At 67.5% G+C, this 22,108-nt stretch carries 21 protein-coding genes; 8 read left to right on the top strand and 13 right to left on the bottom strand.

Features of this window, described 5'->3' with window-relative positions; translation table 11 throughout:
- The first annotated feature begins 15 nt into the window (after positions 1–15).
- The 5 genes from ASC66_RS17115 (at position 16) to ASC66_RS17095 (ending at position 5,932) form a co-directional block, all read left to right on the top strand.
- A complete protein-coding gene (locus ASC66_RS17115; RefSeq protein WP_055842587.1) occupies positions 16–612 on the top strand; it encodes a DUF3000 domain-containing protein in 597 nt (198 codons plus the stop codon).
- Complete coding sequence (locus ASC66_RS17110) at positions 605–1,807, top strand: HRDC domain-containing protein (RefSeq protein ID WP_055842584.1); 1,203 nt, start codon at positions 605–607, stop codon at positions 1,805–1,807. Before ASC66_RS17115 ends, ASC66_RS17110 begins: the two co-directional genes overlap by 8 nt.
- A gap of 76 nt (positions 1,808–1,883) precedes the next feature.
- Positions 1,884–3,083: a thiolase family protein gene (locus tag ASC66_RS17105; protein ID WP_055842582.1), complete on the top strand. Its 1,200-nt coding sequence runs from the start codon at positions 1,884–1,886 to the stop codon at positions 3,081–3,083.
- Positions 3,084–3,094: 11 nt separating this feature from the next.
- On the top strand, positions 3,095–5,248 hold the full coding sequence (locus tag ASC66_RS17100) for a 3-hydroxyacyl-CoA dehydrogenase NAD-binding domain-containing protein (protein ID WP_055842579.1): 2,154 nt from the start codon (positions 3,095–3,097) through the stop codon (positions 5,246–5,248).
- 78 nt (positions 5,249–5,326) lie between these two features.
- Positions 5,327–5,932, top strand: a complete 606-nt coding sequence (locus tag ASC66_RS17095; protein ID WP_055842577.1) for a dihydrofolate reductase family protein — start codon at positions 5,327–5,329, stop codon at positions 5,930–5,932.
- On the opposite strand, the gene dxs is transcribed toward ASC66_RS17095, so the two are convergent.
- Positions 5,919–7,850 (bottom strand): 1-deoxy-D-xylulose-5-phosphate synthase, encoded by a 1,932-nt coding sequence (gene dxs / locus ASC66_RS17090; RefSeq protein WP_055842573.1) that lies wholly within the window; start codon positions 7,848–7,850, stop codon positions 5,919–5,921. The genes ASC66_RS17095 and dxs overlap by 14 nt on opposite strands.
- Positions 7,851–7,980: 130 nt before the next feature.
- Here dxs and ASC66_RS17085 point away from each other — a divergent pair, with 130 nt between their 5' ends.
- Positions 7,981–9,432: a carboxylesterase/lipase family protein gene (locus ASC66_RS17085; protein WP_082492475.1), complete on the top strand. Its 1,452-nt coding sequence runs from the start codon at positions 7,981–7,983 to the stop codon at positions 9,430–9,432.
- Between the two features lie 7 nt (positions 9,433–9,439).
- Here ASC66_RS17085 and ASC66_RS17080 read toward each other — a convergent pair whose 3' ends face one another.
- From ASC66_RS17080 to dut, 10 genes are all read right to left on the bottom strand, one after another.
- Positions 9,440–10,345, bottom strand: a complete 906-nt coding sequence (locus ASC66_RS17080; RefSeq protein ID WP_055842570.1) for an ABC transporter substrate-binding protein — start codon at positions 10,343–10,345, stop codon at positions 9,440–9,442.
- 73 nt (positions 10,346–10,418) lie between these two features.
- The gene (locus tag ASC66_RS17075) at positions 10,419–11,390 is read right to left on the bottom strand and encodes a carbohydrate kinase family protein (protein ID WP_055842568.1); all 972 of its coding nucleotides are present in this window, start codon (positions 11,388–11,390) and stop codon (positions 10,419–10,421) included.
- Positions 11,387–11,890 (bottom strand): ureidoglycolate lyase, encoded by a 504-nt coding sequence (locus tag ASC66_RS17070; protein WP_055842564.1) that lies wholly within the window; start codon positions 11,888–11,890, stop codon positions 11,387–11,389. The genes ASC66_RS17075 and ASC66_RS17070 overlap by 4 nt, the downstream gene beginning before the upstream one ends.
- Entirely contained in the window at positions 11,887–12,624 is a 738-nt protein-coding gene (locus ASC66_RS17065; protein WP_055842561.1) for a BtpA/SgcQ family protein, read from the bottom strand. The genes ASC66_RS17070 and ASC66_RS17065 overlap by 4 nt, the downstream gene beginning before the upstream one ends.
- 22 nt (positions 12,625–12,646) lie before the next feature.
- Positions 12,647–13,366 (bottom strand): GntR family transcriptional regulator, encoded by a 720-nt coding sequence (locus ASC66_RS17060; protein WP_055842558.1) that lies wholly within the window; start codon positions 13,364–13,366, stop codon positions 12,647–12,649.
- A 79-nt stretch (positions 13,367–13,445) separates the two neighbouring features.
- Positions 13,446–13,757 carry a 4a-hydroxytetrahydrobiopterin dehydratase gene (locus ASC66_RS17055; protein WP_055842555.1) on the bottom strand — a complete coding sequence of 104 codons (312 nt, stop codon included), beginning with the start codon at positions 13,755–13,757 and terminating at the stop codon, positions 13,446–13,448.
- Between the two features lie 95 nt (positions 13,758–13,852).
- A complete protein-coding gene (gene acnA / locus ASC66_RS17050; protein ID WP_055842553.1) occupies positions 13,853–16,663 on the bottom strand; it encodes an aconitate hydratase AcnA in 2,811 nt (936 codons plus the stop codon).
- Positions 16,664–16,877: 214 nt separating this feature from the next.
- Positions 16,878–17,603 carry a DUF3159 domain-containing protein gene (locus tag ASC66_RS17045; protein WP_055842550.1) on the bottom strand — a complete coding sequence of 242 codons (726 nt, stop codon included), beginning with the start codon at positions 17,601–17,603 and terminating at the stop codon, positions 16,878–16,880.
- Entirely contained in the window at positions 17,596–18,222 is a 627-nt protein-coding gene (locus ASC66_RS17040; protein WP_055842547.1) for a DUF3710 domain-containing protein, read from the bottom strand. The genes ASC66_RS17045 and ASC66_RS17040 overlap by 8 nt, the downstream gene beginning before the upstream one ends.
- Positions 18,219–18,689, bottom strand: a complete 471-nt coding sequence (gene dut / locus ASC66_RS17035; protein ID WP_055842545.1) for a dUTP diphosphatase — start codon at positions 18,687–18,689, stop codon at positions 18,219–18,221. The genes ASC66_RS17040 and dut overlap by 4 nt, the downstream gene beginning before the upstream one ends.
- 38 nt (positions 18,690–18,727) lie before the next feature.
- On the opposite strand from dut, the gene ASC66_RS17030 reads away from it, so the two are divergent.
- Positions 18,728–19,216, top strand: coding sequence for a DUF3093 domain-containing protein (locus ASC66_RS17030; protein ID WP_055842542.1), 489 nt, complete (start codon positions 18,728–18,730; stop codon positions 19,214–19,216).
- Here ASC66_RS17030 and ASC66_RS17025 read toward each other — a convergent pair.
- Entirely contained in the window at positions 19,213–19,506 is a 294-nt protein-coding gene (locus ASC66_RS17025) for a DUF4193 domain-containing protein (protein ID WP_055842540.1), read from the bottom strand. The two genes, ASC66_RS17030 and ASC66_RS17025, sit on opposite strands and share 4 nt — an antisense overlap.
- 204 nt (positions 19,507–19,710) lie before the next feature.
- Here ASC66_RS17025 and sepH point away from each other — a divergent pair, with 204 nt between their 5' ends.
- Entirely contained in the window at positions 19,711–20,880 is a 1,170-nt protein-coding gene (gene sepH / locus ASC66_RS17020; protein ID WP_055842536.1) for a septation protein SepH, read from the top strand.
- On the opposite strand, the gene ASC66_RS17015 is transcribed toward sepH, so the two are convergent.
- Positions 20,877–22,088, bottom strand: coding sequence for a benzoate/H(+) symporter BenE family transporter (locus tag ASC66_RS17015; protein ID WP_353612536.1), 1,212 nt, complete (start codon positions 22,086–22,088; stop codon positions 20,877–20,879). The two genes, sepH and ASC66_RS17015, sit on opposite strands and share 4 nt — an antisense overlap.
- Between the last annotated feature and the right edge of the window lie 20 nt (positions 22,089–22,108).

Below are 22,108 nucleotides of genomic sequence, written 5' to 3'. Positions count from 1 at the left end.
CTCTAGTCTGCACACGTGCCCGAAACGTCGCCAGCGCCCCACCTCCCGCCGGAGTTCCAAGCGGCACTCGATGCGGTGCGTCGAGCCAAGACCCGCGCGGAGCTCGTCGTCACCGAGATTCCGGCACCGGCACGTCTGGCACCCCACGCTGTCGCATTGGCCGCCGATGTGTCCCCGGCCCGCCACGGCAGCGATTCCGACTACGGAACCGGTCGCTTCATCTTGTTGTACGACGAGGACGAACCAGAGGAATGGGGCGGTCGATTCCGGGTCGTCTGCTTCGCCCAGGCACCGCTCGAAACCGAGATCGGCCTCGATCCCTTCCTCGCCGAAGTAGCATGGTCATGGTTGGTCGACGCGCTCGACGCCCGCGGAGCGCAGTATTCCGCGGCATCCGGCACAGCGACCAAGACTCTCTCAACCGGTTTCGGTGAACTCTCTGCACAGGGTGACGGCGCTCAGATTGAGTTGCGTGCTTCGTGGACTCCGCGTGATCACAACCTCGCGTCGCACGTCGAAGGCTGGGGCGAACTCCTGTGCATGCTCGCCGGACTGCCACCGACTATGGAAGGCGTAAGCGTGCTGACACCGAAACGGATGCCCCGTGGCTGAGCCGGCGCGTCACGTCATCGATACCCGCGCCGAGTATCTCGACGCCGTCGCACTGATCGCCGCCGGAACCGGCCCGATCGCCATCGACGCTGAGCGCGCCAGCGGATTCCGCTACTCGCAGCGCGCCTATCTGATCCAGGTCTTCCGCCGCGACGCCGGCGTCTTCCTCTTCGACCCGCCGGCCATCGGCCGCTTCGACGAGCTGCAGGATGCCATCGCGGACGTCGAATGGATCCTGCATGCGGCCAGCCAGGACATCGCCTGCCTCCGCGAGGTCGGCCTGGACCCTCACGTCATCTTCGACACGGAGCTCTGCGCCCGCCTGCTCGGCTTCGCCAGGGTCGGGCTCGGAACCGTGATCGAGCAACAGCTCGGCATCCACCTCGCGAAGGAACACTCCGCGGCTGACTGGTCGACCCGCCCGCTGCCGGACTCCTGGCTCGAGTACGCCGCTCTCGACGTCGAGCTTCTCGTCGACCTGCGCGATTCCCTGCAGGAACTGCTCGTCAGCTCCGGCAAAGAGGAGATCGCCAGGCAGGAGTTCGCCGCCGTGCTGCAGAAGGAGGCCAAGCCGCTCGCGGCCGAGCCGTGGCGCCGACTCTCCGGCATCCACAGTGTGCGGAGCGCCAGGAACCTCGCCGTCGCCAGAGAGCTCTGGCTGGCTCGCGACGCCTACGCGCAGGAGATCGACACCGCTCCTGGCAGGCTCGTTCCCGACTCGTCTCTGCTCGCGGTCGTCAAGGCCATGCCGACGACCCGCAAGGCGCTGTCTGAGCTGCGCGAGTTCACCGGCCGCGCGAGCCGCAGCGAGCTCAGCCGTTGGTGGGAGGCCGTCGAACGCGGGCTCGCCACCGACGAGATTCCAGCCGTCCGGGTCAACGGAGACACTCTTCCGCCTCCCCGCGTCTGGTCGGAGCGCAACCCGGAAGCCGATCTGCGGCTGAAGGCCGCACGCACCGCGCTGAACGAGGTCTCAGAGGAGCTGCAGATTCCGCTCGAGAATCTGCTCACGCCGGATTACCTGCGTCGCGTGGCCTGGCACCCGCCGGCATCCGTCGACGCGGAAGCGATCGGCGAAGCCCTGACAGAGCTCGGCGCGCGCCCCTGGCAGCTTGACGCAACCGCACAGAAGATCAGTGACGCCTTTGTAGAAGCCCACCAAACGTTGCTCGAATCATCCGAGGCCCCCTCGTAGAAACCGGCAAACGATTCAGGGCGCTCCCTGAGCCCTCCTAGGATCAGAACAGGATTGTTCGATCAATGGAGGCGAAGTGGCCGAAAGAACTGAAGTCGTGTTTGTGGATGGGGTTCGTACCCCGTTCGGTCGAGCCGGCGAAAAGGGCATGTACTGGAACACCCGGGCCGACGATCTCGTCGTCAAGGCCATCATCGGGCTGCTTGAGCGCAACCCGAGCGTCCCGAAGGACCGCATCGACGAGGTGGCGATCGCCGCAACGACGCAGCAGGGCGATCAGGGTCTGACGTTGGGTCGCACGGCCGCGCTGCTCGCCGGCCTGCCGAAGTCGGTTCCCGGCTTCGCGATCGACCGCATGTGCGCCGGCGCCATGACCTCGGTGACGACGCTCGGCTCCGGCATCGGTTTCGGCGCCTACGACCTCGTCATCGCCGGCGGTGTCGAGCACATGGGTCGTCACCCCATGGGCCTGGATGCCGACCCGAACCCGCGTTTCCTCTCCGAGCGTCTGGTCAGCCCGGACGCGCTGAACATGGGCAACACGGCCGAGCGCATCCACGACCGTTTCCCGCACCTGACCAAGGAGCGTGCTGACCGCTTCGGCCTGCGCAGCCAGCAGAAGGTCGCCGCGGCGTACGCCGCCGGCCAGATCCAGCCCGACCTGGTGTCCGTCGCCCTGCGCACGGACGCCGGCTGGGGTCTTGCCACGCAGGACGAGGGCATGCGCCCCGAGACGACGATGGAGGGCCTTGCCGGTCTGAAGACACCGTTCCGCCCGCATGGCCGCGTGACGGCCGGCAACGCCTCCCCGCTCACCGACGGCGCGACGGCCAGCCTGCTGGCGAGCGCGGAGACGGCGAAGGAACTCGGCCTCCGCGCCAAGATGCGCATGGTCAGCTTCGCCTTCGCGGGCGTCGAACCGGAGATCATGGGGCTCGGCCCCGTGCCATCCACGGAGAAGGCACTCCGCAAGGCGGGTCTCAGCATCACCGACATCGGCCTGTTCGAGCTGAACGAGGCGTTCGCCGTCCAGGTGCTCTCCTTCCTCGACCACTTCGGCATCGAGGACGACGACACGCGCGTCAACCCGTGGGGCGGCGCGATCGCGATCGGTCACCCGCTCGCGGCCAGCGGCGTGCGCCTGATGATCCAGCTCGCCCGACAGTTCGAGCAGCACCCGGAGGTGCGCTACGGCCTGACGGCGATGTGCGTCGGCCTCGGCCAGGGCGGAACAGTCATCTGGGAGAACCCCAACTACACCGGCAAGAAGAAGTAAGGCCAGCGAACATGACTGACACTGCAATCAATCAATACGCGAAGATTGACTTCTCCCTGCTCGAAGAGCTCTCCGCCGACGAGGTGATCTCGCACAGCTACGTGCGCGACGTGCCCCTGGCCAGCGGCAAGGTGCTCGCGCTCGTCACCCTCGACAACGGCCGCGACCACACCCGCCCGAACACCCTCGGCCCGGCGACGTTGATGGAGCTCGGCCGCACCTTCGACGCGCTCGCCGAGCGCGCGGCACGCGGAGAGATCCACGCCGTCGCCACAACCGGCAAGCCGTTCATCCTCGCGGCCGGCGCCGACCTCTCCAAGATCAGCGACATCCCGAACCGACAGATCGGCCTGCAGATGGCTCAGCTCGGGCACTTTGTGTTCGGCAAGCAGTCGACGCTGGGTGTTCCGTCGTTTGTGTTCATCAACGGCCTCGCCCTCGGCGGCGGCGTCGAGTTGCCGCTGAACGCCGACTACCGCACGATCGACAGCTCCGTTCCGGCCCTGGCGCTGCCCGAGGTCTTCCTCGGTCTGATCCCCGGTTGGGGCGGCACGTACCTGCTGCCGAACCTGATCGGCATCGAGAACGCACTCAAGGTCGTCATCGAGAACCCGCTCAAGCAGAACCGCATGCTCAAGGGCCCGCAGGCCTTCGAGCTCGGAATCGCCGACGCCATGTTCTCCCCGGTCAACTTCCTCGAGGATTCCATCGCCTGGGCAGACGGCGTCATCTCCGGCACGACGAAGGTCGAGCGCAAGAACGCGCCGGGCAAGATCGAACGCCTGGTCAAGTGGGATGCAGCCATCGGCATTGCGCGAAAGATGCTCGAGAGCCGCATCGGCACCGTTCCGCAGTCGCCCTATGCCGCGCTTGACCTGCTCAAGGCCGCGAAGAACGGCACAAAGGAGGAGTGCTTCGCCCTCGAGGACGAGGCCCTCGCCGATCGGATCATCAGCGACCAGCTGCAGGCCAGCATCTACGCCTTCAATCTGGTGCAGAAGCGGGCCAAGCGGCCTGCCGGCGCGCCGGACAAGGGGCTCGCCCAGAAGGTGACGAAGGTCGGCATCATCGGCGCAGGGCTCATGGCCAGCCAGTTCGCGCTGCTGTTCGTGCGTCGGCTCCAGGTTCCCGTCGTCATCACCGACCTCGACCAGGCCCGGGTCGACAAGGGCCTGGCGTACATCACCGATGAGATCGACGCGCTTGCCGAGAAGGGCCGCATCAACCCCGATGAGGCCAACCGCCTCCGTGCGCTGATCTCCGGCACCACCGACAAGGCAGACTTCCACGACTGCGACTGGGTGATCGAGGCCGTCTTCGAGGACCTCGCCGTGAAGCAGCAGGTCTTCGCCGACGTCGAGAAGCATGTCTCCCCCACGACAATTCTCGCCACCAACACCTCCTCGCTCTCCGTCGAACAGATCGGTGCCGGCCTGGAGCACCCGGAGCGCGTCGTCGGCTTCCACTTCTTCAATCCGGTGGCCGTGATGCCGCTGCTCGAGATCGTGAAGGCCCCGGCCACGAACGACGCCACACTCGCCACGGCGTTCGCGACGGCGGCCAAGCTGCGCAAGTCCGCTGTGCTCACCGCCGACGCCCCCGGCTTCGTCGTGAACCGCCTCCTCGCCAAGGTGATGGGCGAGGCTGCGCGCGCCGTCGACGAGGGCACTCCGGTTCCCGTCGTCGAGCGGGCGTTCGCGCCGATCGGCCTGCCGATGGGCCCGTTCGAACTGATCGATCTGGTCGGTTGGGCCGTCGCGGCCCACGTGCAGGACACGATGGTGCGCGAGTTCCCCGAACGCTTCTACGCCTCGGAGAACATGCATGCCCTGTCGAAGCTCTCCCAGGTCGTCGAGAAGGACAAGGCCGGCAAGGTGACCGACTTCACCAAGGAGGCCAAGAAGACGATCAGCGTCGGCACGAGCCCCGTGGACGAGGCGACGATCCTGCGCCGCGTGGAAGACCAGCTCGCGCAGGAGATCAAGCTGATGCTCGACGAGAAGGTCGTCGCCGCTCCGGAGGACATCGACCTCTGCCTGATCCTCGGTGCCGGCTGGCCCTTCCAGGCCGGAGGGGCGACGCCGTACCTGGACCGCGTCGGCGCCAGCGAGCGCGTCTTCGGTGGCACCTTCCACGATCCGCAGATTCGCGGCGTCGGGGCCTGAGCGCAGCATGAACGAGGGGCGAGCCGGATGCCGGTTCGCCCCTCGTGGCATGTCGGAGCCTGGATCTAGGCTGCTGCCATGACGAAAACCGTGTATTACGTTGCCTGCAGCCTCGACGGGTTCATCGCCGACCGGGAGAATTCCCTCGACTGGCTGATGGAGTTCGGCTTCGAGGAGTTCGCCGAGCAGTATGCCGACTTCATCGCCGACATCGGCGCGGTGATCATGGGAGCGGACACCTACGACTTCATCCTGAACGATCCGTCGGAGTGGAGCTACACGATGCCGGCCTGGGTGCTCAGCCACCGGGAGCTGCCGGGCATCGACGGCGCCGACATCCGATTCACCCGCGCCGATGGCCCGGGTGATATCGCGGCCCTGCACGCCGCCGCGACCCTCGCGGCCGGCGAGAAGAAGGTGTGGGTGATCGGCGGCGGCAATGTCGCGAGCCAATTCGCCGATGCCGGCCTGCTCGACGAGTTGCAGGTGACGATCATGCCGGTGCTGCTGGGCGCCGGGCGGCCGTTGCTCCCGCTCGCGAGGAACACGGGGCTCACCGCGCTGGGCACGACGTCGTTCGCCGGCGGCGCCATCGAACTGCGCTATTCCGTGAACAAGCCAGCCGTGAACAAGCCAGCCCTGGACAAGCCAGCCGTGGACAACCCCGCGGTCACTCGACCCTGATCTGCGGGATCGCGGCCGTCGGTGGGCCGACGTGCGGGACCTTGCTGCCGGCGAACATGGCGGCGATGTCCTCGGCCACCTGCGGCGCCGTGAGGCCGATGTCCTGCATGATCTGGGCGCGCGTCGCGTGGTCGATGAATTCGTCCGGCAGGCCGAGCTCGGTGACGGCCGTGTCGACGCCGGCCTCGCGCAGATCCTGACGGATGCGGGTGCCGATGCCACCGACCTTGATGCCGTCTTCGAGGCTCACCACGAGGCGGTGCCCGCGGGAGAGCTCGATCACGCTGTGCGGGACGGGCACAACCCAGCGCGGATCGATGACGGTCGAGCCGATGCCCTGGAGGGCGAGCAGATCGGCGACCTCGAGCGCCATGCCGGCCAGCGGGCCGACGGCGACGAGCAGAACATCGCTCGTTGCCGATTCCCGCAGCACGTCGACGCCGTCATCCGTTCGACGGATCGCATCGAATTCAACGCCGACGCTGCCCTTGGGGAAGCGCAGCACGGTCGGGGCGTTGTCGACCGCAACGGCTTCCGCCAGCTCCTCGCGCAAGCGGGTGGCGTCGCGCGGTGCGGCAAGACGGATGCCGGGGACGACCTGCAGGATCGCGAGATCCCACATGCCGTGGTGGCTCGGGCCGTCCGGCCCGGTCACACCGGCGCGGTCGAGCACGAAGGTGACGCCGGCTTTGTGCAGGGCGACGTCCATCAGCACCTGATCGAAGGCACGGTTGATGAAGGTCGCATAGACGGCGACGACCGGGTGCATTCCGCCGAAGGCGAGCCCGGCAGCCGAGGTCGCGGCGTGCTGCTCGGCGATGCCGACATCCAGGACGCGCTCGGGGAAACGCTCCGCCATGCGGTGGAGTCCGGTTGGCCGGAGCATCGCGGCGGTGATACCGACGAGCTTGTCGTTGCGGGCGGCCAGCTGCACCATCTCATCGGCGAAGACCGATGTCCAGGACTGCGCTGACGAGGAGTCGAGCGACGAGCCGGTTTCCGGGTCGATCTGCCCGACGGCGTGGAACTGGTCGGCTGCATCCTGACGGGCGGGCTCGTAGCCGCGGCCCTTGTCGGTGATCGTGTGCACGATCACCGGCGCTCCGTAGCCCTTGGCCTGGCGCAGCGCCTCCTCCATCGCGACGAGGTCGTGACCGTGAATCGGCCCGATGTACTTGATGTCGAGGTTGGAGTAGAGCGCCTCGTTGTTGGAGAAGCGGCTGAGGAAGCCGTGCAGGCCGCCACGTACGCCACGGTAGACGGCGCGTCCGGGGCCGCCCAGCTTGTCGAACGCCCTGCGGCTGGAGATGTAGAGATTGCGGTAGCTGCGACGGGTCCGCACGGTGTTGAGGAAGCGGGCCATGCCGCCGATCGTCGGAGCGTAGGAGCGACCGTTGTCGTTGACGATGATGATGAGCCGACGCGCGTTGTCATCGGTGATGTTGTTGAGCGCTTCCCAGGTCATGCCGCCGGTGAGCGCACCGTCGCCGACGACGGCGATCACGTGGCGGTCGCGCTGCCCGGTCATGCTGAACGCCCGCGAGATACCGTCTGCCCAGCTGAGCGAGCTGGAGGCGTGGGAGCTCTCGACGATGTCGTGCTCGGATTCCGAGCGCTGCGGGTAGCCGGCGAGGCCACCACGCTGGCGCAGCGTGCTGAAGTCCTGGCGCCCCGTCAGGAGCTTGTGCACATAGGACTGGTGCCCGGTGTCGAAGACCATCGCGTCACGCGGAGAGTCGAAGACGCGGTGCATGGCGATCGTCATCTCGACCACACCGAGGTTCGGGCCGAGGTGGCCACCGGTCTTGGCGACGTTCTGTACCAGGAACTCGCGGATCTCGGCGGCGAGTTGCACGAGCTGGTCTTTCGAGAGTGCGTCGAGGTCTCTGGGACCTTTGATCGTCTCGAGAAGGCTCACGCCCCACCGCCTTTCAGACACGACCACCTGATATCGGCGGTACCTGTCGAGTTTACGCGCTTGTCACCGCTTCGCCGATTTCGACCCGGCTCATGGCACAGTGGTGCTACCGGATTCGCGAAGGAGCGATATGACCGATCACGAGATCAGCATGGAGGTGGAGAGCGGCCGCATCCAGGGCCTCTTCATCAATGGCGTGCACCGTTATCTCGGCGTGCCGTACGCCGCGGCGCCGTTCGGCGAGAACCGGTTCAGACCGCCACAGCCGGTGCGGAGTTGGAACGGGGAGCGGGACTGCAGGCACGCCGGAGCCACGGCTCCCCAATTGCCGTATGCGGGAGGCATGGAGAAGTTCCTCGGCAGCACGTCCATCGCCGGAGAGGAGATCCTCAATCTGGCGATCTGGGCTCCCGAACGTACCGGTGCCGAGCTCGCCCCCGTCATCGTCTGGATCCACGGTGGAGCGCTCACCCGCGGCAGCAACGCCCTGCCGATCTACGACGGCACGACCTTCGCACGCGACGGCATCGTCTTCGTCGGGGTCAACTATCGCCTCGGCAGCGAGGGATTCTCGGTGCTCGATGGCGCGGAGGCGAATCTCGGCCTCGAGGATCAGATCGCGGCGCTGCGCTGGGTGCGCAGGAACATCTGGTCGTTCGGCGGCGACCCGAGCAGGGTGACCGTCATGGGCGAGTCGGCCGGTGCGATCACGATCGCGGCTTTGCTCGCGCTGCCGGATGCCGCGTCGCTCTTCGATCGGGCGATCATGCAGAGCGGGCCGCCCGATGCGCGACCAGCCGCCGTCTCCGGCGCCGTGACGCGGATCATGGCGAAATTGCTCGGGACCCAGTCGAATCGCGCCGGATTCGCCGACTTCTCCCCCGCCGCGTTGCTGGACGCCCAGCGACGCGCGACGGCCGGCACGACGCCGATCACCGGCGGGCCGGCCTTCAACCTGACAATCGGCGGAGAGAACGTTCCGCGGCATCCACGGGACGCCCTGGATGCCGGCGCCGGGGCGACGATTCCGGTGCTGATGGGCGCGAACACCGAGGAGTATCGGCTCTGGTTCATCCCAACCGGTCTGATCGAGAAGATCGGGAGGCTGCACATCGTCGTCGCGATGGCGAAGTTCCGGATCAGCGCCGCGACGGTCCGGTTGTACCGCCGCAACCGCCCTGGCAGCAGCATCGGCGAACTGTTCGGGGCGCTGGCGACGGATCTGCTGTTGCGGATCCCATTGAACCGACTCGCCGATGCCAGGCTCCGGGCGAAGGCCGCACCCAGCTACGTCTACGAATTCGCCTGGCGCTCCCCCGTGGACGCGCTGGGGGCGTGTCATGCCCTGGAGCTCGGTTTCGTCTTTGACACGCTGCGAAGCCCGGATGCCGCGGCGATGGCCGGGCCGGATGCCCCGCAACGCCTGGCCGACGACATGCACGCGGCCTGGGTGCGGTTCGCGGCAACCGGCGATCCCGGCTGGCCGGCGTGGGACGGCACCCGCCCCGTCAAGGTCTGGGACGGTGGGGCGGATGCCGTCGTGCTCGCGCCGCGGGAGGACGAACGTTCCCGCTGGCGCTGAGCGGTGCCTAGAAGATGGCGCCGTTGATGCCGGCCTCTGCGACGGCGCCGTCCTGCACGCCCCACTTCTCGAGGATGGCCGTGTAGCTGCCGTCATCGATGATCGCCTGAACGGATGCCTCGACGGCCTCGGCCAGCGTGCCGGCATCCTTGGGGATCGCGAAGCCGAACGGTGCGGAGTCATACTGCTCGCCGACCAGGGAGAGCTTGCCCTCCGTTGCCGCGACGGCGTAGGCGGTGACGGGCGAGTCGGCGGCGAAACCGTCGGCCTGGCCGAGCACGACCGCGTTCGTGATCGCGTCCTGGGTGTCGAACTTCAGGATCGTGATCGGCTCCTTGCCCGAGGCGACGCACGCCTCGGAGCGGGCGGGCAGGTCGTTCGTCTCCTGGTAGGTCGTTGCGCCGGCCGCGATCGTGAGTCCGCAGGCGTTCTCCGGGTCGAGCGTGCTGCCCGTCTGGGCCGCCCAGCGGGTTCCGGCCGAGTAGTAGTTCACGAAGTCGACGATCTTCTCGCGCTCCTTCGTGTCGGTGAATGAGCCCTGGCCGACGTCGTACTTGCCGCCGATGACACCGGGAAGGATGTTGTCGAAGGCCGCGGGCGAGTACTCGACCTGGAGGCCCATCTTCGCCGCGATTGCGTCCATCAGCTCGATGGCCCATCCCGTCGGCGCGCCCTCGGGCGTCTTGAACTCATTCGGCGAGTAGGTGAGGTTGACGCCGACACGCAGGGTGCCGGAGTCGGTGATGGCTGCCGGCACGAGCGCTGCGACGGCTTCGTCGGCGGTCACTGCGATGGCGTCGCCGGTCGGCGCTGCGGTTGTGGGTGCGTTCTGCACGCAGCCGACGAGGCTGACGGCCGTCAGGGATGCTGCGGCCCAGAGCAGCAGACGCGAGGCGGTGCGGGGTGCTGACATGGTTACTCCATTTCGGGGGGGGGTGAGAGGGATGCTGTGTGATGGGGTGTGCGAGGGTGCGCCGTGCGTCAGCTCACCGGATGTCGGGCAGCAATGCCGCGGCCAGACGTCCGGTGTCCTGCCCGGCGGCGCTGAGGTAGTCGAGAACGTCGCCAACCGTGCCGACGCCCGACCGCGCGCCGTGCGATTCGGTGGCCCTGGCTCCGGCCCCATTGGCGAACTGCGCCGCGATGGCCGCGTCGCCAGAGCGGTCGAACGCGAAGAGGAACGAGCTGCAGAAGGTGTCGCCCGCACCGGTCACATCGACGACCGCGGCGGCGATGCCGCCGACCACCGTCTGACCGTCGCTGCCGTGGACGATGCAGCCGTCGGCGTCCAATGTGACGATGAGCTGCGTCATCCCGCCGGTCAGCAGCCCGGCGACGACCGTCTCGTGAGCCTCGCCCGCCGCAAGACGCTCGAAGCCGATCCTGTTGACGAAACAGATGTCGGTTGCGCCGATCAGTTCGCGGTCGCCCGGCTCCAGGTCCGCGACGTCGAGGTCGAGGACGACGCGGACGCCAGCGGCTCTCAGCGCACGGACGATCTCGGTCGCGGAGAGCGAGCCGAAGCGCAACCGGCGCAGATCGCCGATCGAGCTGTAGATGCTGCGCGCGGCGCCGAGCGTCGCGAAGGAGGCGTCATCGAGTTCGAATCGCTGTTCGCCGATGCGCGGGGTGATCACGACGTGCTGCTCGGCGGTGAGGAAGATCAGACAGCGGGAATCGGCGAGGCTGTCGTCGACGAGGCAGAGCCCGGTGTCGATGCCCTGCCCATTCAGCTCGGCCAACAGCCGGCGGCTGAGCGGGCCGTCGTTCATCGTCGTGAGGAAGCGCGTGGAACCGCCGAGCGCCGCGTGTACGCTCGCCGCGTTGGCGATCATGCCGCCGAGCTCCGCTTCCCGCGGCTCCGCCCAGACCTTGTCTCCGAGCGCCGGCCATTCCTCGACCCCGAAATACTCGTCGAGGGCGACGTCGCCGATGAAGATCGCGTCCTCGCGCGTCATGAGTGCGACCCAGGAGTCATGACGTGCACCGATCCACCGAGCGGCGGGGCCCACACGTCGGCGATCGAGTCGTCTGCCGTCGCCAGCCAGTAGTAGGGCGTTGCCGTGCCGACTCCGTAGCAGGCGGTGTGCCAGATGCCGCGCTTCAGCACGATCACGTCGCCGGGCTCCAACACGAACGCCCGCACATCGGCGGCGTCCGGGCGATCGGCTGGGGTGTCAGCCACCGCGACAACGACGGGCTCTCCGGCGCAGAACAGCGCCTCCTCGGTATGCGGATGCCGCTCCATCCCGGAGATCCGGAACGGCGTCGCCGCACCGACCGTGTGACCGAGGCTGCCCGGGGTGTCGATGATCGCGTCCAGGGAGCGCCGATCGCTCCAGCCGTCGCCCTCCGAGCTGACCACTCCGTCGCCACCGCCCCGGAGGCTGAGGTGGCGCCCGAACGGCAGCAGCGCCTCGGCGGTCGCCGGCGCGGGAAGCAGCGCGTACGCGTTCATCGCAGCGCGTGCAGCAGGCCGCTGAGCTCGGCGACCCGTGCACCATCGACGTCGCCGTTGTCTTTGCCCGTGTCCTTGAGGAAGCTGCCGACGATCGCGCCGTCGGCCTGCTCCAACTGGGCGTCGTAGTTGGCGCTCGTCACGCCGGCGCCCACGATGAGGGGGAAGCCCTTGAGGACCTCGCGGAACTCCCGGATCCGCTCGAGATCGGTCTCCATGCCCGTTCCATCGCCGGTCACGACGATGGCGTCGGCGCGCTCCATGCCGAGGCGCAGATCGGTTTCGACGTCATTGCCGCTGAGGTACGGCTGGTACTTGAAGCGCACGCCGCCGAGCACGGCGGCGTCGGTGCCGCTGCGCCACGCGGACAGGCGTTCGGCGAACGCCGCTTCGTCGTCGGCGCTCAGGTGCCCCGCGACGGAGTCGAGCTGCACGAAGCTGGCGCCGAAGCGGCCGGCCATCGTGAAACCGCGTTCGTCGTCATCCAGCACGTTCACGCCGTAGCAATCGGCCGGGCGGGTGGCCTGGAGCCAGCCGAGCACTCGCTCCATGTCCTCCGGCGCGCCGAAGTAGTTCTCGACGATGACGGCGTCGACTCCGTTGGCGTACAACAGTCCGATCTCGCGTTGCGCGATCTCGAGCTTCTCCTCCGCCGACTCACCCTTCAGGTGGACCATGCCGAGCAGGACCGGGCCGGCGGCGATGCGGTCGAGGAATGCGGTGCGTTTGGACATCGGGCTGTTCTCGTTTCGTGTCTCAGGCGCCGGTGCTCGGCATGGTGGTGGAAATCTTGAACTCGATCGAGGACGAGTAGACGATCTCGATCCGCTCGATCTGCCGGTCATCGCTGTCGTAGGCGTGCCCGCGGAGCGTGACCAGGGCAGGAGATCGCGGTGTCTCACCGAGCAGCGTGAAGACAGCGGCATCCGGTGCCACCGTCGTCAGCGCCAGCTCGGTGCGGTGGGGATGCACGCCGTAGCGCTCGCGCAGAGTCTGATAGAGCGACGCGTTCTCGAAGTTCACCGTGTCGAGGCCGGGGAAGAGCCGCAGCGAGAGGTGTGAGGTGTCGAGCGAGTGGATGCTCTCGTCGCCCTCCGGCGTGCGGATGCCGCGGAGCCGGACGAGGCGGAGCGTCGGCTCGCCGTCGAGCTCGACCACCTCGTGCTCGATGACGCGGGCGACGCCGAGCCCGGCTCTGCCCCTGATGCTGTCGCTGAAGCCGCCGAAGTTCCAGATGCTGTGCGTCATCGGGCGGAACTGCACGAAGGTGCCCTTGCCCTGCTCCCGGCGCACGAGGCCTTCGTTGACGAGCTCACCGATGGCCTGGCGCACGGTGCCGCGCGTGGTGCCGAACGTCTTCATGAGGCTGGGCTCAGAGGGGATCGCGTCGCCGTCGCTCAGCTGGCCACCGAGGATCTGGGATCGGACGTGCCGCCCGATCTGCACGTACAGCGGAAGGTACTCGTCTGATGCCATGTCGCTCTCCCTAGCTTGTATAGACGACTATACAAACTTTGGGCGTAAAGGGGAAGAGCCAACGGCAGTGCGGCGGCGCTCAGGCCGCGCTGGCGCCCGCGGCGTCCGCCAGGGCCTGAATGCGCAGCGCGAGGGCGACGTCGCGGCTGGTGACTCCCCCGGCATCGTGAGAGCTGAGCTCGAACTCGATACGGCCGTAGCCGAGGCTGACGTCTGGGTGGTGGTTCAGCTCATCGGCGACCGTCGCCACGGAATCCAGGAGCCCGACGGCTGCAGCGAAGTCAGCGGTCGCGTAGTGGGCACGCAGGCGCCCTGGCACATGGGTGAAGGCCGTGCCGCTCAGCTCGGAGGAGGTGTCGGCCGCTGCAAGGAGTTCGTTGTGTGCGCTCATGGCTCCACTCTGCGCCCCGCCCACTCCGCGCGCAACGGAAACGGCCGGTCTCAGTGAGACCGGCCGTCCTATGATGCTGTTGCTTCTGCTGCGTGTTAGACGAGCGAGCGCAGCACGTACTGCAGGATTCCGCCGTTGCGGTAGTAGTCTGCCTCGCCCGGGGTGTCGATGCGCACGACGGCGTCGAACTCGACGGTCGCCTTGCCGGCCGGCGACTGCTCGCTCGGAACGGCGGTGACGCGCACCGTCTTCGGGGTTGTGCCCTCGTTCAGCTGCTCGAGGCCCGTGATCGACACGGTCTCCGTGCCGTCGAGGCCGAGCGATGCCCAGCTCTGACCGGCCGGGAACTGCAGCGGGACGACGCCCATTCCGATGAGGTTGGAGCGGTGGATGCGCTCGAAGCTCTCGGTGATGACGGCCTTGACGCCGAGGAGGCTGGTGCCCTTGGCCGCCCAGTCACGCGAGGAACCGGAGCCGTACTCCTTGCCACCGAAGATCACCAGCGGGATGCCGGCGGCCTGGTAGTTCTGGCTGGCATCGTAGATGAACGACTGCGGAGCGCCCTCCTGCGTGAAGTCACGGGTGTAGCCGCCCTCCACGTTGTCGAGCAGCTGGTTGCGCAGACGGATGTTGGCGAAGGTGCCACGGATCATGATCTCGTGGTTGCCGCGACGCGAGCCGTAGGAGTTGAAGTCCTTGCGCTCGACGCCGTGCTCCACGAGGTACTGGCCTGCGGGGCTGTCTGCCTTGATGTTGCCGGCCGGGCTGATGTGGTCGGTGGTGACCGAGTCGCCGAGCTTGGCCAGGACGCGGGCGCCCTGGATGTCGCTGACCGGGGTGGTCTCCATCGTCATGCCGTCGAAGTACGGGGGCTTCCGCACGTACGTCGACTTCTCGTCCCACTCGAAGACGGCCCCTGCGGGGGTCTCCAGCGAACGCCAGCGCTCGTCACCGTCGAAGACGCCGGCGTACTGCGTCTCGAACATGCCCTTGTTGATCGAGTTGTCGATCGTGTACTGCACCTCTGCGGCATCCGGCCAGATGTCCTTGAGGAAGACAGCGTTGCCCTCTGTATCCGTTCCGAGCGCGTCGGCCTCGAAGTCGAAGTTCATCGAACCGGCGATCGCGTAGGCGATGACCAGGGGCGGGCTCGCCAGGTAGTTCATCTTGACGTCGGGGTTGATGCGACCCTCGAAGTTGCGGTTACCGGAGAGCACAGCGGTGACGGCGAGGTCCTGCTCATTGACGGCGGCCGAGATCTCGTCGAGGAGCGGGCCGGAGTTGCCGATGCAGGTGGTGCAGCCGTAGCCGACGGTGTAGAAGCCGAGGGCTTCGAGGTCGTCGGTGAGGCCGGCCTTCTCGTAGTAGTCCGTGACGACCTTGGAGCCGGGTGCCAGCGTGGTCTTGACCCACGGCTTGACCTTGAGGCCCTTCTTGACGGCGTTGCGGGCCAGCAGGCCGGCCGCGAGCATCACGGAGGGGTTCGAGGTGTTCGTGCACGAGGTGATGGCCGCGATCGCGACGGCACCGTGGTCGAGCACGAAGTTCTCACCGGTCGCGAGCGACACATCGGTCGGCTTGGAGGCCGAGGCCGGAGCGTGGCTGCGGTGCGTGTGGTGGTGGTCGCTGTGCTCGCTCTCCGGGGTGTTCCCGGGAGGGTCGGATGCCGGGAAGGACTCGGCGATCTCAAGGTCGACGAGGTCGTGGTCGACGTCGGCGTAGTTGAGGAGGTCCTTCTCGAACTGCGACTTCGAGTCACTGAGCTCGATGCGGTCCTGCGGACGCTTCGGGCCGGCGATCGAGGGAACGACGGTGGAGAGGTCGAGCTCGATGTACTCGCTGAACGCCGGCTCCAGCTCGGGGTCGTGCCAGAGCTTCTGCAGCTTGGAGTACGACTCGACCAGGGCGACCTGCTCCTCGCTGCGGCCCGTGAGGCGCAGGTAGTCGAGGGTGACGTCATCGATCGGGAACATGGCGGCCGTCGAGCCGAACTCGGGGCTCATGTTGCCGATGGTGGCACGGTTGGCCAGCGGCACGGCCGCGACACCCGATCCGTAGAACTCGACGAACTTGCCGACGACGCCGTGCTTGCGCAGCATGTCGGTGATCGTGAGCACGACGTCGGTCGCGGTGACCGCTGCCGGGATGGCGCCGGTCAGCTTGAAGCCGACGACCTTGGGGATGAGCATGGAGACGGGCTGGCCGAGCATGGCCGCCTCGGCCTCGATGCCGCCGACGCCCCAGCCCAGCACGCCGAGGCCGTTGACCATCGTCGTGTGCGAGTCGGTGCCGACACAGGTGTCCGGGTAGGCCTGCAGGGCGCCACCGACGGTGCGGGTCATGGTGACGCGGGCCAGGTACTCGATGTTGACCTGGTGCACGATGCCGGTTCCGGGCGGGACGACCTTGAAGTCTTCGAACGCGGTCTGGCCCCAGCGCAGGAACTGGTAGCGCTCACCGTTGCGCTCGTACTCGATCTCGACGTTGCGCTCGAGGGCGTTCTCGGTGCCGAAGAGGTCGGCGATGACGGAGTGGTCGATGACCATCTCGGCCGGCGCCAGGGGGTTGATCTTGTTCGGGTCGCCGCCGAGGGCGGAGACGGCCTCGCGCATGGTGGCGAGGTCGACGATGCAGGGAACACCGGTGAAGTCCTGCATGATCACGCGGGCGGGCGTGAACTGGATCTCGGTGTCCGGCTCCGACTCGGGAACCCAGGAACCCAGGGCCTCGATCTGCGACTTGGTGACGTTTGCGCCATCCTCGGTGCGGAGAAGATTCTCCAGAAGCACCTTGAGGCTGAACGGAAGCTTCTCATAACCGGCGACGGTGTCGACGCGGAAAACTTCGTAGTCGGTCTCACCGACCCGGAGGGTGTCTTTTGCTCCAAAGCTATTTACTGCAGACACGTAGCCCTCTCCTTAAGCTGGACGCCGCCAGATACGCGGCATGTCTTCAATCTTTGCGGCCACACCGAGGCTGTTGCCAGCAAGGTTAGCCTAAGTAGGCTGCACCGAGCGAGGGATGTGGCTATCGAAGAATTTATCTTGATGTCAAGATAACTCTAGCATTCCGGATGGCGCACTCTGCACCGATCGAGCTCCGTGTCTGCGCCGAGAGGAGCTACCGCGTCGGCTTGGCGTAGACCGCCTTGACGATGAGCCAGGAGACCAGCAGCAGGATGGCGTAGAGCGGAACGCCCATCAACAGTTTGGTGATGGCGAGGCCCTCGACGTTGCCGGCGAAATACAGCGGGAGCTGCACGAGCAGGCGGGCGGCGAACAGCCCGAACCAGCACGCGGTGAGCAGCTGCATCGCCTGGAAGCGGCGCTTGTTCTCGCGCCAGGCGAGCCCGTCACCCATGAGATACCCGACGGCGAGGCCGATGAGCGGCCAGCGCACGAGCATCGACACGAGCAGCGCGGTTGCGTAGACCGCATTGGTTATGAGGCCGAGCACGAAGTTGTCCTCGCCCCGCCCCGTCCACAGCGCGAGTGCCGCGGAGACGACGACGCCGATCAGGCCGGCGACCGCCTGCATGACGGGCGTCTTGCCGATGACGCGCACGATCGTGAAGACCACGGCCAGGGCGACGGAGACCCCGAGCGCCCAGACGAGGTCCTTCGCGAAGGTGTAGATGACCAGGAAGACGAGTCCTGGCACGATCGTCTCGGCCAGGCCGCGGATACCGCCGAGGGCGGCGAGCATGTCACGCGGAGAGAGCTTCTCGTCGTCGGCGAGCTTGCCGAGTCCGGCCTTGCGGGCTGCGTCGGCGAGCTGGTTGCCGAAGGTCGCGGCGACCTCCGGGGTCTGCTCGTCGTCGGGCTCGTTGCGGGTGTTCTCAGACACTGGTCGGTGCGTCGCCGGCTGGCGCGGCCGGCATCCGGAGAGGAATGAGGTCGCGCGGGGGCATCGGGGTCGTGCCGCGCACGACGACGATGCTGCGGAACAGCTCTTCGACGGCCGCGGCCGCGTCGGGGTTGACCGCAGCCTCACCGGCGATGACGCCACGGAGGAACCAACGCGGTCCGTCGACGCCGACGAAGCGGGCGAGGCGGGTGCCGCCGGCCGTTCCTGAGCCTGCGGCCACGGGGATCTGGGCGAGGAGCTCCGGCCCGAACGCACCGTCGCGCAAGGTCGTCGTTCCACCCTGACGGGCGATCTGCTCGGAGATCTGCTCACGAATCTCGTGCCAGAGCCCACTCGAACGCGGGGCGGCGAACGGCTGGACCTGCAGGGTCGAGTTGGCGTAGTCGAGGCCGATGGCGACGACGCGCTTGCTCTCCTCCTCGATCTCGAGGCGGAGGTGCAGACCCTCGCGGGGCAGGATCTTCACGCCGCCGAGGTCGACGTAGGGGCGAACCGGGTTCGCCTCGCTGTCGTCGAGCGGACCGTTCTCTGCGCGGTCCTCCGGTGCTGACTTGGGGTGTTCGACCGGCAGATCGCCGGCGCTCTCGATGTCGCTCATGCGATACCTCCTGAAGTTGGGGTGCCCGCGATCGGGCTGGTGCCGGTCGAGCCGAATCCACCCTCGCCGCGGGCGCTGCCTGGCAGCGTCTCGACCGGGATGAAGTTCGCGCGGGTGACGGGCATGATGATGAGCTGCGCGATCCGATCGCCGGCCGCGATCTCGAACGGCGCGCTCGTGTCTGTGTTCAGCAGCGCGACCTTGATCTCGCCGCGGTAGCCGGCATCGACGGTGCCTGGACTGTTCACGATGGTGATGCCGTGCTTGGCCGCGAGGCCGCTCCGCGGAACGACGAAGGCGGCGAAGCCGTGAGGCAACGCGATCGACACGCCGGTGCCGACGAGGGCACGCTCCCCCGGGGCCAGAGTCAGCGACTCCGCCGAGTGCAGGTCGGCTCCCGCATCGCCCGGATGGGCGTAGTGGGGAACGACGGATGCCGTGATCAGTACTTCAACGCTTTCAGCCACGTGTCGAGGGTAGTGCAGAACTCTGATCGAATAGAGCCATGCCCGTTAACAAAGACACGTCAGCACCCGCATACAGCGAACGGCTCTGGCCGAACCCATGGATGTTCATCTCCACGGCCCTCGTCATCCCGGCAAGCATCCTCGTACTCGCACCGATCAGCATGCCGGCCGGCATCGTCACGGCCATCGTGCTCTACGCCGGATGCGTCGCACTGCTGCTTCTGGCGTCGCCGCGCATCACGGTCGCCGACGGGATGCTCACGGCCGGTCGGGCCGGCATCCGCCTCGACCAGCTCGGAGAGGCCTCAGCCTGTGAAGGAGCTGAGGCTTTCGCGGAACGCGGCCCTCGGCTGGACGCACGGGCCTGGATGCTCATTCGCGGATGGGTGAAGTCGGTCGTGCGCGTGCCCCTGCTCGACGCGGCAGACCCGACGCCGTACTGGCTGCTCTCGAGCCGCCACCCAACAGAATTGGCCGCCGCGATCAATCGATCGCGACGGCCAGAAACTGATTCGCCTGCTGCCTAGGCTGCGCACTCCAGGCAGATTGGTCCGAGCTTCGACTCGTGGTCAACCTGCGAGCGGTGCTTCACGAGGAAGCAGCTCACACACGTGAATTCGTCTGCCTGCGGGGGCAGCACGACCACGTCAAGATCCAGGTCTGAGAGGTCGGCACCAGGCAGGTCGAAGCCGCCGGGGTTGTCGGCGTCTTCGACATCCACGACGCCCGACATCTTGTCGGGTACTCGCTCCTTCAGCGCCTCGATCGAGTCAGAATCATCGTCGGTCTTCCGAGGTGCGTCGTAATCCGTTGCCATACCCATCCACTTCCATATACTGCCGCCACAACTTAAATCGGCGGGCATAGTTTGCAACAAAGCGCGGGGAATAGCAAACCCTGCTTCGCGCCCATTTTTGCGCCCGTGCAAGAGAACTTCCGGCGCGCCCGGTGTATTCCCTCGAATTGGGCCTTGTGCGTGGCATTCTAGGCAGCGTCGGCCAGCGTGAAAGGGCTCAACGCAATGCAGGAACTGAAGGTAATCGGCGTCGAGAACGGGGCACTACTTGTCGCCTCAGACGAAGGCGAACGCTTTCGCATCGTCATCGACGAAGTCTTGCAATCGCGACTGCGCCAGGCGCAGCCCGAGGTGACGAACAGTCCCAAACTTTCCCCGCGCGAGGTTCAGGCCTACATCCGCTCCGGAATGTCTGCCGACGATGTCGCGGCTGTCACCGGTGCATCGCTGGAGTACATCCAGCGCTTCGAGGGGCCCGTCGTCGCCGAACGCGAGCACATGGTCTCCTCCGCGCTCGGCGTGCCGGTGCACACGGCGATCGACCCCGAGCCGGCCGACGATGCCATGAACTTCGGAACCGTCATCCGCGACCGGCTCGCATCGCTCGGCGCGCAGGGCGAACGCTGGGCCAGCTGGAAGGAACCGGCAGGCGGCTGGGTCATCAAGCTGGCGTTCACGGCCGATGGAATCGACCACGACGCCCGCTGGGCCTTCGAACCGAAGAAGCTCACGCTCTCCCCGCTGAACTCCGAGGCCGTCACGCTCTCGCAGCAGGGCGAGATCAGTGGATCTCTGATCCCCCGCCTTCGCGCAGTCGGCCACGACACCACGATCGACGAGTCGCGCTTCGACAGCGGAGCCTTCACCTTCCGCGATCCGATCATCGGCGACGACCTCGGCGATGTCGTTCCCCAGCTCGAACCCGTTCCCTACGGCCGGGCGGCATCATCGAGCCCCGCCGTCACGAAGGCCGCGATCAAGCGTGCAGACGAGCCGGCGCCGTCGCTCAGCGAGACCGCCGATCTGCTCGAGGCGCTGCGCCGCCGCCGCGGTGAGCGCGAGGCTGCCGCCGTCACAGAGTCCGCTGCGGCACCCGCAGCGGAGCTGCCAGCCGCACCGGCCGACACCGAGCTGGACCTGCCAGCCGCAGACGAGGCGCACGAGGCCGAGGACGAGCAGAACGAGCCGGAGCCGAGTAACCCGACCTTGCGGCTCTGGGGTGCCGCCAGCAGGCCGACCAGCGCGTCAACGACGCCGCAGGCCCCGCCTGCCCCCACTCAGGCCCCTGCCCCCGCTCCTGCGGCCGCACAGGCCCGCGGCAAGAAGGGCAGGGCATCGATGCCGAGCTGGGATGAAATCGTCTTCGGTGCCCGCACCGACGACGACCTCGCCTAGACCGACTCCCGCTCCGTTTCGGGCTCGGGCTCCGGCTCCGGGTTGGGCATCGACTTGAGGACCCCAGCACGTGGGCGAATCGATGGACCGAGCCACAGCGCGAACACGCCGCCGACGAGCAGGCCCCAGAACGCGGAACCGATTCCGGCGATCGTGACACCGGACGCCGTGACGAGGAAGGTCGCGATCGCCGTGATGCGGTGCTCTGCGGCATCCAGCGCCGACGTCACCGAGGTGACGAGCGCGCCGAGGAGTGCCAGCCCCGCGACCGCCGTGATCAGGATGGGCGGCGCCGCCGAGACGAGCGCGGAGGCGAAGCCGGCACCCGCGCCGAGCAGCAGATAGGCGAAACCGGACGTCACGGTGGCGATCCACCGCTTCGACCGGTCGGGGTGCGCTTCTGGGCTCGCCATCAGTGCAGCGGTGATCGCGGCCAGGTTGATCACGTGCCCGCCGAAGAGCGCGCCGGCGGCGGAGGCGACACCGCTCGTCAGCAGCACCGGCCGGGGCGCCACGGCGTACCCGAACGTCGACATGACTGCGAAACCGGGCACGTTCTGCCCCGCCATCGTCACGATGAACAGTGGGAGCCCCAGGCTCACGATGACGGCGGGAACGAACTCGGGAGAGACGAACTCCAGCCGTGGCACGGAGGACTGCGCGGTGAACGCCTCCGGCCCGGCCATGACGGCGATGCCGACCGCGGCAACGAGCATTGCGGCCGGCACAGCCCAGCGCGGCGCCAGCCGGGCGAGGATCAGCCAGACGAGGATCATGGGCAGCGCGATGAGCGGCTGTTCGACCGATGCTGTCACCGGCGCGAGGCAGATCGGGAACAGAATCCCGGCGAGCATCGCGGCGGCGATCGGCTTCGGGATGCGCGTGATCAGACGCCCGAGCGCCGGCCACAGCCCGCACAGCACGATCAGGATGGCGCACACGATGAACGCGCCGACCGCTGCGGCGAAGTTCTGCGTCGATGCGGCCGCCGCAAGCAGCAGCGCAGCGCCCGGTGTCGACCACGCGAAGGAGATCGGGACCTTCGTCAGCCACGGCACGACGATGCAGCAGATGCCCACCGTGATGCAGAGCGCGAAGAGTCCGGATGCCGCCTGGGCATCGGTGGCGCCGACCGCGGCGAGACCGGCGATGACCAGGGCGAAGGAACTGGCGAATCCTGTGATCGCGGCGACGATGCCGGCGAAGATCGGTTGCAGAATGGCAGAGC

The organism is Leifsonia sp. Root4 (assembly GCF_001425085.1).
Lineage (GTDB): Bacteria > Actinomycetota > Actinomycetes > Actinomycetales > Microbacteriaceae > Microterricola.
The sequence above is the reverse complement of the archived record's forward strand: the minus strand, read 5'-3'. Positions and strand labels throughout refer to the sequence as shown.

Coding starts and splice junctions, on each gene's coding strand:
- ASC66_RS17055 (WP_055842555.1), bottom strand. CDS start 13,757: ATGAGCGCACACAACGAACTCCTTGCAGCGGCCGACACCTCCTCCGAG.
- ASC66_RS17025 (WP_055842540.1), bottom strand. CDS start 19,506: ATGGCAACGGATTACGACGCACCTCGGAAGACCGACGATGATTCTGAC.
- ASC66_RS17030 (WP_055842542.1), top strand. CDS start 18,728: ATGCCCGTTAACAAAGACACGTCAGCACCCGCATACAGCGAACGGCTC.
- sepH (WP_055842536.1), top strand. CDS start 19,711: ATGCAGGAACTGAAGGTAATCGGCGTCGAGAACGGGGCACTACTTGTC.
- ASC66_RS17095 (WP_055842577.1), top strand. CDS start 5,327: ATGACGAAAACCGTGTATTACGTTGCCTGCAGCCTCGACGGGTTCATC.
- ASC66_RS17085 (WP_082492475.1), top strand. CDS start 7,981: ATGACCGATCACGAGATCAGCATGGAGGTGGAGAGCGGCCGCATCCAG.
- ASC66_RS17060 (WP_055842558.1), bottom strand. CDS start 13,366: ATGGCATCAGACGAGTACCTTCCGCTGTACGTGCAGATCGGGCGGCAC.
- ASC66_RS17075 (WP_055842568.1), bottom strand. CDS start 11,390: ATGACGCGCGAGGACGCGATCTTCATCGGCGACGTCGCCCTCGACGAG.
- ASC66_RS17070 (WP_055842564.1), bottom strand. CDS start 11,890: ATGAACGCGTACGCGCTGCTTCCCGCGCCGGCGACCGCCGAGGCGCTG.
- ASC66_RS17080 (WP_055842570.1), bottom strand. CDS start 10,345: ATGTCAGCACCCCGCACCGCCTCGCGTCTGCTGCTCTGGGCCGCAGCA.
- ASC66_RS17065 (WP_055842561.1), bottom strand. CDS start 12,624: ATGTCCAAACGCACCGCATTCCTCGACCGCATCGCCGCCGGCCCGGTC.
- ASC66_RS17040 (WP_055842547.1), bottom strand. CDS start 18,222: ATGAGCGACATCGAGAGCGCCGGCGATCTGCCGGTCGAACACCCCAAG.
- ASC66_RS17100 (WP_055842579.1), top strand. CDS start 3,095: ATGACTGACACTGCAATCAATCAATACGCGAAGATTGACTTCTCCCTG.